This window comes from Pandoraea soli (assembly GCF_902459595.1).
In the GTDB taxonomy this organism is placed as follows: Bacteria; Pseudomonadota; Gammaproteobacteria; order Burkholderiales; family Burkholderiaceae; genus Pandoraea; species Pandoraea cepalis.
Map to the genome: position 1 here is coordinate 1 of NZ_CABPSG010000023.1, position 13,281 is coordinate 13,281.

At 62.3% G+C, this 13,281-nt stretch carries 10 protein-coding genes and 1 tRNA gene; 6 read left to right on the plus strand and 5 right to left on the minus strand.

Going from position 1 to position 13,281, the window contains the following annotated elements; genetic code table 11:
* Positions 1-130: 130 nt before the first annotated feature.
* Positions 131-206 (plus strand) — tRNA-Lys (locus tag PSO31014_RS21305).
* 264 nt (positions 207-470) lie between these two features.
* The gene (locus tag PSO31014_RS21310) at positions 471-614 is read left to right on the plus strand and encodes a glycine zipper 2TM domain-containing protein (RefSeq protein ID WP_425494898.1); all 144 of its coding nucleotides are present in this window, start codon (positions 471-473) and stop codon (positions 612-614) included.
* A 27-nt stretch (positions 615-641) separates the two neighbouring features.
* Here the strand turns inward: PSO31014_RS21310 and PSO31014_RS21315 are convergent, their stop codons facing one another.
* Positions 642-1,004: a hypothetical protein gene (locus tag PSO31014_RS21315; RefSeq protein WP_150553446.1), complete on the minus strand. Its 363-nt coding sequence runs from the start codon at positions 1,002-1,004 to the stop codon at positions 642-644.
* Between the two features lie 360 nt (positions 1,005-1,364).
* On the opposite strand from PSO31014_RS21315, the gene PSO31014_RS21320 reads away from it, so the two are divergent.
* The 3 genes from PSO31014_RS21320 (at position 1,365) to fusA (ending at position 5,185) form a co-directional block, all read left to right on the plus strand.
* Positions 1,365-1,634 carry a MoaD/ThiS family protein gene (locus PSO31014_RS21320; RefSeq protein ID WP_150553447.1) on the plus strand — a complete coding sequence of 90 codons (270 nt, stop codon included), beginning with the start codon at positions 1,365-1,367 and terminating at the stop codon, positions 1,632-1,634.
* A 73-nt stretch (positions 1,635-1,707) separates the two neighbouring features.
* Positions 1,708-2,841 (plus strand): beta propeller repeat protein, encoded by a 1,134-nt coding sequence (locus tag PSO31014_RS21325; protein WP_150553448.1) that lies wholly within the window; start codon positions 1,708-1,710, stop codon positions 2,839-2,841.
* A 247-nt stretch (positions 2,842-3,088) separates the two neighbouring features.
* Complete coding sequence (gene fusA / locus PSO31014_RS21330; RefSeq protein WP_150553449.1) at positions 3,089-5,185, plus strand: elongation factor G; 2,097 nt, start codon at positions 3,089-3,091, stop codon at positions 5,183-5,185.
* Positions 5,186-5,242: 57 nt separating this feature from the next.
* Here fusA and fghA read toward each other — a convergent pair whose 3' ends face one another.
* From fghA to PSO31014_RS21345, 3 genes are all read right to left on the minus strand, one after another.
* Positions 5,243-6,097, minus strand: a complete 855-nt coding sequence (gene fghA / locus PSO31014_RS21335) for an S-formylglutathione hydrolase (RefSeq protein ID WP_150553450.1) — start codon at positions 6,095-6,097, stop codon at positions 5,243-5,245.
* 504 nt (positions 6,098-6,601) lie between these two features.
* Positions 6,602-8,041, minus strand: coding sequence for an aminotransferase-like domain-containing protein (locus PSO31014_RS21340; RefSeq protein ID WP_150553451.1), 1,440 nt, complete (start codon positions 8,039-8,041; stop codon positions 6,602-6,604).
* A 65-nt stretch (positions 8,042-8,106) separates the two neighbouring features.
* Positions 8,107-9,660 (minus strand): EAL domain-containing protein, encoded by a 1,554-nt coding sequence (locus tag PSO31014_RS21345; protein WP_150553452.1) that lies wholly within the window; start codon positions 9,658-9,660, stop codon positions 8,107-8,109.
* Between the two features lie 246 nt (positions 9,661-9,906).
* Between PSO31014_RS21345 and PSO31014_RS21350 the strand changes: the two genes are divergently transcribed.
* Positions 9,907-11,358, plus strand: a complete 1,452-nt coding sequence (locus tag PSO31014_RS21350) for an aminotransferase-like domain-containing protein (protein ID WP_150553453.1) — start codon at positions 9,907-9,909, stop codon at positions 11,356-11,358.
* 14 nt (positions 11,359-11,372) lie between these two features.
* Here PSO31014_RS21350 and PSO31014_RS21355 read toward each other — a convergent pair whose 3' ends face one another.
* Positions 11,373-13,271: a diguanylate cyclase domain-containing protein gene (locus tag PSO31014_RS21355; protein WP_246176953.1), complete on the minus strand. Its 1,899-nt coding sequence runs from the start codon at positions 13,269-13,271 to the stop codon at positions 11,373-11,375.
* Positions 13,272-13,281: the final 10 nt, after the last annotated feature.

Sequence of the window (13,281 nt, forward strand, 5' to 3'; positions counted from 1 at the left end):
GGGCGTTAGCTCAGTTGGTAGAGCAGCGGACTCTTAATCCGTAGGTCGAGTGTTCGAGTCACTCACGCCCCACCAAAGTACGACAGCGAAGGCTGCGCCGCGTGCAGCCTTTTTTGTTCCCGGCAGCACCGGGGCGTTAGCTCAGTTGGTAGAGCAGCGGACTCTTAATCCGTAGGTCGAGTGTTCGAGTCACTCACGCCCCACCAGATGCATGACGAAGGCCGCACATTGTGCGGCCTTCGTCGTTTCTGCCCGCCCATCCTTCCCCTCCGGCTTGTCATCCGATGCCGCCCGCTGTCATCCCCTGTCGTCCGATTCCTACAGTCGATTCAGTCGCGACCGATAGTCCGCGAAACGCGCGCCATCTAAGCTGGATTCATGTCGTTGCGGGTCGCACGGCCATCCCTTGCTTCAGGAGACGCATCATGAATACGACGAAGTCGATTCTCGTTGTCATCACGGCATTCGCGATGGGCTCGTCCCTCGTCGGCTGCACGCTAGGCGGCGCCGCCGCGGGCGGGGTCATCGGGCACGAAGCCACCGGCGGCAGCACCGCCGGCACCATCGGCGGCGCGGTCGTCGGCGGGGTCATCGGGCACGAGTTGGGCAAGTAACGTTGCCGCTCGGCCCGGCGGACGCCGTCATCTCCCCACGGCATAGAGTGGGGAGTTGGCGGCGTAGCCGTACATGATCAGTACCGCGCCCACCAATGCGTCTGCCGCCGCTCTGGCCTCCGCCACATTCGCATAGCGCTTGGCCTGCGCCGTGCAGGTCGCGTAATGACGCGCGCCATGTTTCAACGTGCCGTCGTGCCGACCGATAAACGCCGCCTGACGGCCGCTCCATACGAAGTAGCCCTCACACCTCGCCATCTCCGGCGGCCGCCTGACCGTCGAGTCCTCCTTCTGCGAGGCCTCGCCTGCCTTGTGCAGGCGCCACTGACGCTTGATCGCCGCGTCCGACCAGCGTCCCATGCCAATGTCTTTTCCTCGGTTCTTTGCCATTGCTCCCTCCTGGAGTTTGCCTGCGGCACTGCGCTCGCGGGCACTCCGATAATGGTGAACAATAACGCGGTGAAGTGGGATGGGGAGTGTCCGATATGCGATGCCACACCCTACGACGACGCCTCACAAGCATCGATACTCGCTGCTCGTCATGCAAAGGAAACCAAACCGCGCCCTCGTGCCTCTCGATTGGCAGCACCGGGCGGCCAGCACGCTATCTCCCGGCCAACATAGCGCGGCGAACGCGCAACAGTGCTGCACTGCACACCGTGCGAGCGATCCTCATTGTCTACACTGGAGGTCTCGTTCTCATCGGATGGCGGATGCCGTTGGCCGCAACGGCATCCGCGAAACCAGGGCATGGCGACCGTTACCTTCGCACCCGCAATTCAGCGCCACGTCTGCGTGGACGACCAACACGTCGATGGACCGACCGTCCATGCCGTGCTCACGCAATGCGTGACGCTCACGCCCGAGTTGCGCGGCTACCTGTTCAACGATCAGGGGCGATTGCGTGCGCACGTCGCGATCTTTGCCGATGGCCGGCTGATCCGCGACCGGCACACGCTCGGCGACACGCTGAACGACGCCAGCCGCGTTTATGTCGCCCAGGCGCTCTCGGGCGGATGAGGGAAGCACGGCGGAAGCGGCAGATGAATGCACGGGCATCGAACAAGACTCGCGCAAGCCAAGGAGGCAGATCGTGGAACACGTCACCGGAGCAACGTTGCTGGTTGGCACCCGCAAGGGATTGTTCACGTGGCAGCGTGAGGACGCCGTCTGGCGACTGATGTCGAGCGCGCCCGACTTTCCCGGCGAGCCCGTGAGCATGGTGCTGCGCGACCCGCGCGACGGCACCGATTACGCCGCGCTCAATCTGGGTCACTTCGGCGTGAAGCTCTGGTGCCGCGAACGCGACGCGAGCGAGTGGACCGAACTCTCGCCACCGGCCTTCGCCCAACAAGTCGAGCACTCCGAAGCATCGGTGGACGATGCGCAAGCGTTGTCGGCATCATCGGCACCATCGGTCTCCCTGCTCTGGTCGCTCGAAGCCGCGGGGCCCGACGCCCCTGGCGTTCTCTGGGCGGGCACCATTCCCGGCGGCCTCTTCCGCTCACACGACCGAGGCCGCACCTGGACATTGGTACAAAGCTTGTGGGATCGCCCCGAGCGCGCCGAGTGGATGGGGGGCGGCTACGATCACCCGGGCATTCATTCGATCTGTATCGATCCGCGCGACAGCCGACAGGTGAGCGTCGCCATCTCGACCGGCGGCGTCTGGCGCACACGTGACGACGGACACACCTGGGCTTTGGCGGCCAGCGGCATGGAAGCCGATTACATGCCGCCCGAACGACGCCTCGATCCGAACGCGCAGGACGTCCACCGTCTCGTGCAATGCCGCGATGCGCCCAACGCCCTGTGGGCACAGCATCACAACGGCATCTTCCGCAGCCTCGATTACGGCGCGTCGTGGCGGCGGATTCAAGCGTCGCCGTCGAGTTTCGGTTTTGCCGTCGCCGTCGATCCGCACGACCCCGATGTCGCGTGGTTCGTACCCGCCCAGCGCGATGCCTGTCGCATGCCGGTCGACGCCCGTCTCGTCGTGATTCGCACGCGCGATGGCGGCGAGTCGTTCACATCGCTCTCGCACGGACTGCCGGAGGTGCCGTCCTACGACCTGATCTATCGCCACGGCCTGGATATCGACGCCACCGGCCACTCGCTCGCCATGGGCTCGACCACCGGCGCGCTGTGGGTCAGCGACAACGCAGGCGAGCAATGGCAATGCCTGTCCACGCACTTGCCCCCTATCTACGCAGTGCGCTTCGTGTAGCGGGCGTCTTGTCGTTCGACATGCGGAGCATCACGCGTCCGCTCACGCGGCGCCCTCGCCGCCCCGGCCGTGCCGCTGGGGCGTGCCGTCGAGGCGCCGCGCCCGCCGGCAGGCGGTGCCGCCGGCCGGCGCAAACCCCCATGCCTGCTGGACTTCCGGCCGATGTCACGGTCAGCGCGGCATAGAGACATTGGAGTATGATGGCTGCTGCTATGCTTTTTCCCACCGTCCGGAAAAGAGGTGTACCGTGGCCCGAAAGACCCCCATCGAGCGCTACCGAAACATCGGCATCAGTGCTCACATCGACGCTGGCAAGACAACGACGACCGAGCGCATCCTGTTCTACACAGGCGTCAACCACAAGCTGGGCGAAGTCCACGAAGGCGCTGCCACGATGGACTGGATGGAGCAGGAACAAGAGCGCGGCATCACGATCACGTCCGCCGCGACGACCTGCTTCTGGCGCGGCATGGGCGGCAACTATCCCGAACACCGCATCAACATCATCGACACGCCGGGCCACGTCGACTTCACGATTGAAGTCGAACGCTCGATGCGCGTGCTCGACGGCGCCTGCATGGTCTACGATTCGGTCGGCGGTGTGCAACCGCAGTCCGAGACCGTCTGGCGGCAAGCCAACAAGTACAAGGTGCCGCGCATCGCGTTCGTCAACAAGATGGACCGCGTGGGCGCCGACTTCTTCCGCGTGCACAAGCAGATTCACGAGCGTCTGCGCGGCAATGCCGTGCCCATCCAGATTCCGATCGGCGCCGAGGACAATTTCCAGGGCGTGGTCGATCTCGTGAAGATGAAAGGCATCGTCTGGGATGAGGAATCGAAGGGCGTGAAGTTCGAGTACATCGACATTCCCGCCAATCTCAAGGACACGGCGCAGGAATGGCGCGACAAGATGATCGAAGCCGCCGCCGAAGCCGATGAAGCGCTGCTTGAGAAGTATCTTGGCGGCGATACGCTGACCGAGGCCGAGATCCGGCAGGGGCTGCGCAAGCGTACCGTTGCGGGCGAGATCGTGCCGATGCTATGCGGCACCGCGTTCAAGAACAAGGGCGTGCAGGCCATGCTCGACGCCGTGATCGATTACCTGCCCTCGCCCGTCGACGTGCCCGCCATCGCCGGTCACGATGAGGACGACAAGGAGATCGAACGCCACCCGTCGGACGACGAGCCGTTCTCCGCCCTCGCCTTCAAGATCATGACGGACCCGTTCGTCGGCCAGTTGATCTTCTTCCGCGTGTATTCGGGCGTGATCGACTCGGGCGCCACCGTCTTCAATCCGACCAAAGACAAGAAGGAACGCTTGGGGCGCATCTTGCAGATGCACGCCAATCAACGCATCGAGATCAAGGAAGTGCGGGCCGGCGATATCGCCGCGGCGGTCGGTCTGAAGGAAGCGACGACCGGCGACACGCTGTGCGATCCGAACGCCGTGATCATTCTCGAGAAGATGGAATTCCCCGAGCCGGTGATCTCGCAGGCGGTCGAGCCCAAGACCAAGGCGGATCAGGAGAAGATGGGCCTCGCCCTGAATCGGCTGGCACAGGAAGACCCGTCGTTCCGCGTGAAGACCGACGAAGAATCGGGTCAGACGATCATCTCGGGCATGGGCGAGTTGCACCTCGAAATTCTGGTCGATCGCATGCGCCGCGAGTTTGGCGTGGAGGCGACCGTCGGCAAGCCGCAGGTCGCCTATCGCGAAACGGTGCGCAAGAAAATCGAAGACGTGCAGGGCAAGTTCGTCAAGCAGTCGGGCGGACGCGGCCAGTATGGCGACGTGGTCATCACGCTGGAGCCGGACAAGGAAAAGCCGTACCAATTCGTCGACGCGATCAAGGGCGGCGTGGTGCCGCGCGAATTTATCCCGGCCGTGGACAAGGGCATTCGCGAAACGCTCAACAGCGGCGTGGTGGCCGGTTATCCGGTCGTCAACGTGAAGGTTACGCTTACGTTCGGCTCATACCATGACGTGGACTCGAACGAAAACGCGTTCCGCATGGCGGGCTCGATGGCGTTCAAGGAGGCGATGCGCCGTGCCGACCCGGTGCTGCTCGAGCCGATGATGGCGGTCGAAGTCGAGACGCCCGAAGAGTTCATGGGCAACGTGATGGGCGACCTGTCCGGGCGTCGCGGCATGTTGCAGGGTATGGATGACATCGTGGGCGGCGGCAAGATCGTACGCGCCGAGGTGCCGCTGTCGGAAATGTTCGGTTACTCGACCTCGTTACGCTCGCTCACGCAAGGGCGCGCCACGTACACGATGGAATTTAAGCATTACGCCGAAGCGCCGAGGAACGTGGCCGACGCCATCATCTCGACCAAGAAGTAACGCATCATCGGACGTCGAGCGCGGCGGCGCAGGATTGGCCGCCGCGCCCGGCCGACGTCAGTAAGTGCGCAGATGTTCGGCGTGATGCGACAAATGGTCCGCCATGAAGGTCTGAATGAAGTAGTAACCGTGGTCGTAACCTGGGTGGCGTCGCAGGTTGAGCGGCTGACCCGCATCCTGGCAGGCGCGCTCGAAGAGGTGCGGATGCAGTTGCGATTCCAGGAATTGATCGTTCAAGCCCTGATCGATCAGGATACCGCCCGGAAACACCACCTGCCCGGCCTTCGCCATCAGTTCGCTCGCGTCATATTGGCGCCACGTCTCTCGATCCGGCCCCAGATATCCCGCGAATGCCTTCTCGCCCCACGGGCAACGCGTGGGCGCCGCAATCGGCGCGAATGCCGATACCGAGCGGAATTTATCAGGATTGCGCAGTGCGAGCGTCAGGGCACCATGCCCGCCCATCGAGTGGCCGAAGATGCCGATACGTCCCGCGTCGATCGGCAGCGATTGCGTCACCACGCCGTAGAGTTCGTCGACGATGTAGCTGTACATGCGATAGTGCGCCGACCAAGGTGCCTGTGTCGCATCGAGATAGAAGCCGGCGCCGACGCCGAAATCCCAGGCATCGGTCTCGCCCGGCACACCAGCGCCACGCGGGCTGGTGTCGGGCGCAATCAGCGCCACGCCGTGTTCCGCGGCGAGCCATTGCGCGCCGCCCTTGATCATGAACGTTTCTTCCGTGCAGGTAAGCCCCGCGAGATAGAACAGCGCCGGCACCGCACGTCCGTCGCGCGCCTGAGGCGGGATGAACACCGAGAAACGCATCGGCAAGCCGATGACGGTCGACGTATGGCGATAGAAGCGTTGCGCACCACCGAAACAACGGTGTTCGGAAATGAGTTCGAGCATGACGGAATCCGGGAGGGTTCGGGAAGTCGGCCATGGCGCCGCGCCGCCGGGAGCGGGGCAACCATTGCGATGATGGCCGCTATCTTACCTCGCGAGGCGACAGGTGACATCGGCGAGGTGCGTGGGGTGCGCGATGTTCATTCTAGCGGGTTGCATGACGGCCGCGATGTCGCGCAGACGTTCGTTCAGGCGACCGATGATACCGAAGCCAAAGTCCGTGTTAAGTTGCGGTGCCACCACGTTGCCAACGATTGTGGAACTGGGCTGAAGCTCAGGCGAAAATGCTGCCACCGTGGTACGTCGAATGTCGACGCTCCGGCCTGCTCCGGCCTGGCGACATCGATTGATCGGGCCAGCGAATTCGTCTCCAGCGGTAGAACAACTACTTCCACTGCCCCCGGGCCAATCACCTCCGCATGCAGGTGGCAGGTAGCTCCGGAGGCGCTTCGCTCCGCCGGCATCGCCCTCGATCACGGCGCCTCGTCTGCCATTGATTCCGCGCCTTCACGCCCCGTCATGCCTGGCCGCCCGTTGCTCAGCCACGGCTCGCCTCGCCAGCGTGCCCAAAGTGTGTATCTCCTTTTCAACGTCCCGGGTCCACGGACGTCCATAGTTAATCCGGATGTGACGGCGAAATTCGCTATCGCATGAAAAAATTGCACCGGGTGCTATCGCGATTTCGTGCGCTTCGGCCATTTCGAACAACTGCACTGCCCCTACGCCTTCTGGAAGTTGCACCCAAAGGAAGAATCCGCCCGGCGGCCGGACCACCAGTGTCCCTTTGGGGAAGTACTTGACGACAGCGGCCACCATCCGTGTCTGAAGGGACGCCAGTTCGCGGCGCAGCTTACGCAGCAGCCGGTCGTAATCGCCATGTTCAAGGAGGCCCGCAATTGCGCATTGCACGGGCACAGACGCCGGGTCCATTGTCAGCCAACGCGCGTGCTCAATTCTCCTGGCGTAGCGCCCCGCGGCTACCCAACCGAGGTGCAGGCCCGGCGCAAGGCTCGTCGAGAACGACCCGCAGTGCAGCACGAGACCTTTGGCATCGAAGCGCTTCGCCGGATATGCCGGCGTCAAACCGAAATGCAGTTCGCGGAATACGTCGTCCTCGATCAGCGGCACGCCATATATTGCCAGTAGCCTCACAAGTGCCTGCTTCCGTTCATCGGAGAGCGTCGCGCCTGTTGGCTGATGCAGCGTCGTCATAAACCAGCAAGCCCGTACCGGACGCTGCCGCAACGCCTCCTCTAATACGCCGAGGTCGAGTCCATGGTGTGGATCGACAGGGATTTCCACGGCCTTAAGACGGAGGCGCTTAACCACATCTCGCACAGTGTGGAAAGCAGGCCGTTCAATTGCGATGGTGTCGCCAGGCCGAGTCAGAACCTGCAGGCAAAGCATCGTTGCGTCGAGCGCGCCACTCGTCACAACAACCTCTTCGATTGGGACCGCAACACCTGTGACAACGTAGCGCAGGGCGATCTGGCGACGCAGATCCGCTTCTACCTCTCCCGCCGACAAGGCGTTCCGGGAACTCGCCATCCTCCGAATTGCTGCAGCCAAAGCGCGCGCAATCCGGCTAAACGGAAACAGCTTGGCACATGGCTCGGAAGAGCCAAGCCACGGGTGGGCGCATCGACGTTGAGCCCTCATGAAGCGGATAGTCAGGCTGTCACCACCCGCGTCCTCAACACTGCGCTTCGAAACAAGGGTTAGGGCTTTCGTTGACGCGGGCCGGCTTGCGACGAAATAGCCCGAACGAGGTCTTGCGACGATCAGGCCTCGTCGTTCGAGGGTGTAGTAAGCCTGGAAAACGGTTGAAGGACTCACGCGGTACGAACTGCTCGCCCGGCGCACCGACGGGAGTCGCACACCGGGTTCAAGCGTACCGTTCAGCATCAGACTTTCGAACTCCGCCGCCAATTGGAGATAGCGCTTCATTATTGTGTTTTGCCAACCAATTGGAGCTGTTCCGCACTGCCCCGGTTGAGGGTGGAACGCGTCGTTTAGAAATTCCGACCCCGCCAACTGAGCGCGGTTGCGGCGCCAGCCGGCTTTTTGGACGCGGCGCTGGCGGTCTCGAAAAGCACCTTCAGCCGGCTGGCGCCGAGCGCACGGCTGTAGAAAAACCCTTGACCATACTCGACACGGTTCGCGCGTGCGACGTTGTGATGCGCCGAGTTCTCAATGCCTTCGACCACGACCACGGCGCCCATCTCATGGCCCATGCGCGTCAAAGTACCGATGTGTCGGGATCGCTCATCGGGATTCATTCCCAGCACGCGCCTGTCAATCTTTACCATCTCAAAGGTCATCGCTGCCGGTAGTTCAGGTTCAACGTCAGCGGGCCGCGCGACCGACAGGGCAAAACGCACGCCTATTTCACGCGCCTGCGCCATCATCGGGATGAGTCGGTTTTTGAACTTCCTCGCGCTGTCCGCCCCGATCTTTAGCATCAACGGGGGAAGACCGAGGGAACCAACGTCGCGAAGGTGCGCGAGGAACGCAGAACTTACCAAGTAAGACGCGGGCGCTGTAACGCCGAGGTAGAGCGATTTGGGAGCACCGATTTCCCGCAACTCCTGGGCGGCGCGCGACAGGACAAAACGTGTCACCGGTCCGATCAAACTACTCTTCTCGATGACCTCCATATAGTGAGCCGGGCCCAGCGCGCCGTACTTCTGGTTGTCCCAACGCAACAGGGCGTCGACGCCCACGCACCTGGCCCGCCTCACGCCAACGACCGGTTGGTACTCAAGGTGGAATTCGCCGCGACGTAGGCCTGCACGCGCAGCACGCAGGAGCGACTTGTCGTAGCGAAACCACCGCTTGAGGGCCCAGCCGACAACGACGACCAGCACCGCCACCAGGATCGGCCACAATACCAAGCCCGATAGGGTCCATGCCGAGGCGCGCTGTGTCGCTGCGCTTGCCGACGGCCGCGCCGGGGCGAGCGTGTCGGCCTCGATCCAAGGCGAGTTCGCTCGGGTTTCACAATCCGCACCCAATGAGCAGTCCGAGACCGGCATTGTCGGCGGTTCCGGCGATTGCTTCGCCAGGTCGGCCCGCGACGTGCTACCCACCAGCGCGTCAGAGGCTAGAAGGCCATTTCGTTCTGCCACCGCCTGGCCGCTGATTTGCCACCTCACGTCGCTGAGCAGCGTCGCAACGTTCGCCTCTGCATGGGCCCTTACAGCAGTAGTTCCGATGACAACGTCGCGCGCATCCTTCAGCGAATCGCAGGTATTCGTTAGCACAGGCATCGGGCCGGCAACCGGTCCGACGAGGGCTGCGGGAACAACTGGCAACGGCACAATGGACGCGCAGGCTGAGCCGAAGCGAATGGGGGGCGCCGGTGAATCGGCAAGCCTGTCCGTCAATGGTTGCCAGTCCTTGCGTTCAAGCGTATGAATGCGACTAGAGCGGGTGTCGGCCGGATCTGCAAGAGCAAGTGAGGTCCCGCAGATGACCAGGATGACTGTCAACCCTTGTTCTGAGGCACGACCGAGCCCGACGAACGCGCTGCGCCTGATTTTTGATACCGAAAGCCCAAATGCCATTGATCTATCACTAAAAAATTCGGCTTGAAAATCGTTATGGATCGGACCGCTTCGCGTTGGCGAAACTTCGAAAGCAGTGGAACCTGTCTGGGCCGCACTTTGCCAGCGTGTGTGCGTCCGCAATAGAAGCAGATTGCAAAAGAAAGGCCGTATCAGATTGAGAAGTGGCTATCTTCTAACGTCAGGTGTGTGTGCTAGCGGGGCGGGTCCGATGCCCGAAATAGTGTTTTCCGTGAGGAACACAAGTTGAAACGGTACGAGCGGTTAGCAGAACAAATCAGTGAGCTCATCAAGCGCGGTGATCTGCCACCCGGCGCGCGTATTCCTTCGGTTCGCTCGGCTTGCAAGGCATGGGGCGTGAGCCCCGCGACGGTATTTCGCGCCTACTACCTGCTCGAAGACAGGGGCATGATCAAGGCGCGCCCGCGTTCAGGCTATTTCGTGTCGCCGACTACCGGAGAATTACCGCGGCAAAGGCCCCGGACCTCGCCGGGTGCCGACCCGAAGACCGTCAATATCAGCGACCTTGTCTTCGAGGTACTCAAGACGAGCAGGCAGCCCGAGACTGTCCCATTGGGTTCAGCGTTTCTGAGCCCTACGCTGTTTCCAATGGCACGCGTTGGAAAGTCGTGTGCGACTGTCAATCGTTCAACGCCCCTGGCGAGCATGGTTGACGGCCTGCCGCCAGGGTTTGATGGACTGCGCCAGCAGATTTCGTTGCGTTACCTGATGTCGGGGATGACAGTGCCCGTCGATGAGATCGTCATTACGAGCGGTGCACTCGAAGCCCTGACGCTCAGCGCCCAGTTGCTGGCCGCGCCAGGCGATGTGATCGTGATCGAAAAACCGACGTTTTACGCAGCGCTGCAGGCTATCGAGCGTTTGAGGCTGAACGTAGTGGAGATTCCCGTCGACCCGGTGAAGGGTCATGATCTGGATGCGCTAGCGCGGGCGCTGCAGCAGCATCCGGTTCGGGCCTGCTGGTTCATGACCTCGTTCCACAATCCGACCGGAGTGACGCTGGGCGATTCCAGAAAGCAGGCGCTGGTTGATCTGCTCGCCAGACACGACGTGCCGCTCATTGAGGATGACGTCTACCACGAACTGCATTTCGGCCCGGACCCGGTGCGTCCGGCCAAATTCTTTGACCGGAAAGGTCTTGTCATCCATTGTGGATCGTTTGCGAAGTGCCTTGCCCCCGGATATCGTATCGGCTGGGCGGCAGCCGGAAGGTTCGCGGACAAGCTGGAACGGGCGAAATGGATGACCACGCTATCGGCCAGCATGCCGGCCCAGCGCGCAATCGCCGACTATCTGGAGCACGGCGGCTACGAACGATTCCTTCACAAACTACGTCGCGAGCTGGTCCATCAGCAATCGCAGATGCTTGACGCGATCAGCCGCTACTTCCCGGCCGATACGACAGCCACCAAGTCCGACGGCGGTTATTTCACCTGGGTAACGCTTCCGGACCACGTAGACTCGATACAGTTCTTCCAGGCTGCGCTCAGCAGTGGCATCAGCGTCGCGCCCGGACCTATCTTCTCAGCGGACGGCGCCTTCCGGCACCGTGTACGACTGAACTATGGGTACCCATGGTCAGCGCGGCTCGAGAATGCGGTTGCGACACTAGGTGCCCTGTGCACTGATGAATCGCGTTGCGGCGCCAGGCTTGCCGGTCCGGTTCGGCCGGCATGATACGGGCGTCGATCTCAACCCGACACGCCGGCCGGTGAATCGTGAATCTCATGCACGACAATACGCGCCTTGCCTGCGACTTTCGCACGATACATGGCCGCATCCGCCGCACGTAACAGGGCTTCGCCACTTAACGACGCTGCCTGGCCGCGCAGTAGCATGCCGATACTGGCTGATAACCTGACGACCTTCGCCCCAAACGTTATGGGCTGGCTCAGTGTCAGCAGGATCGCGCGTGCAATTCTCCCCAGTGCAGCGTGATCGATGGCAGGGCCGGCCAGCAGCACGGTGAACTCATCCCCGGCGTGCCGCGCAACCAGATCCCCGCCACGCACGCAGCGGCTGATCCGGCGCGCGGTTTCAACCAGGACTTCGTCGCCGCACTGATGCCCGTAGGTATCGTTGACAGCCTTGAAGCCGTCCAGGTCGATAAACATGATGGCCGCCACACCGTCGCCGCCTGCTGCGCATGCCTCATCCAGCCTCTCGAAGAACGAGCGTCTGTTCGGCAGGCCGGTCAGCGCGTCGTGGAATGCCTGGTGCCGCAGGCGATCGAGCAACGCCCTTCGCTCAGTCACATCCTGCACCAGCAGGTAGTACCCATCATCCGCCTGATCATGGACACGACGCGGCACCATCACACCACGCAAGACACGTTGGCTCCCGTTAAGCGTCGCTCCAACCTCGTACTCGACCCTTTCGCCGCTGAGCACGCGCTGGACGTACGGTTCGATGGCAGCAAAAAAGTCAGCGTCGAGAACCTCGTGGGTGAGCCGTCCCACGATCTCCTCTGGGTCCAACCCCAGCCACTCGCGATAGGTCGAGTTGGCGAACCGATAACGTCGCTCACCGTCGACGTACGCGACCAGCGCCGGCAGGTTGTCAGCGATAGCGCGCAAATCCACGCGCGTGGCTCCCAATTGTCGCTCGGCGCTCGTCAGTTGCTCATGCGCCCTGCGCAGACCTTCCGAGGCCTCATGAGCTCCCCGATGCAACGCAGCCTCCCGCGCATCGCGCGCGGCCTTTTCCTGTTGCTCCGCCTGGGTATCATGAATGACAAACAACCAGCCGCCGTCGCGGGCCGACGTCGTCTGCTTCCGTGCCACCTGCACTCGCGCTGGTTTTCTTTGCTTGTTGCGCAACCTGAACGTTACGTCGAGTGTCAGGACCTCGCCCCCCCGGCTACGAATATCCAGGGACTGCACGGCCTGCTCAAACCTGGTCCGGTCGCTCGCATCCAGCAGATCGAGTATGTCCGTTTTCGTCAGCGGAGCGCGCGAGTGCGCGAAGAATTTCACGCAGGCATCATTCATGTGTCGCCATTCCCAGTCCCTTCCGATATGTGCGATAGCGACCGGAGTCCGATGGAACGTCTCGACGTAAAGCGTGTGCTGGGTCTGAAGCCGGTCGATCGCCCGAAGCACCTGCAAGCGATCAGCGCTGTCCAGCTTGCGCAGGCCAATTTCGTGCTCGAGCATTTGCCCCAGGTCTGCCAGCATCTGACGCTGTTGGCGCGTGAAACGCCGCGGCATCGAGTGCATCACGCATAGCATACCGATGGGTTTACCGCACGGTAGACGCAGCGCAATGCCTGCGAAAAAACGGATCCCAAAGTGGCGGGTTGCCAGTGGCCCCTGCGCAAGCTCCGCATCGGACAATGTATCCTTTACGACAAACGGTTCCTCGCATTGGAGCGTCCGGCCATAGTACGTCTCCACATGGAATACGACGTTCCGTTCGCCCCCGCTTGCGCCTATGACTTCTGGCTGGCCGAGTCTGTCGAGACATACGACGGATATTGGAAAATTCAGCGCGCGCGCGGCGATCCGGGTCATGCGCTCAAAGTACTGATCGTAGTCGCTTTCTCTGGGCAGGGGGACGTCGGCTGCTTGTCGTTGTTGCTGCACATCCATCCTGCATTCA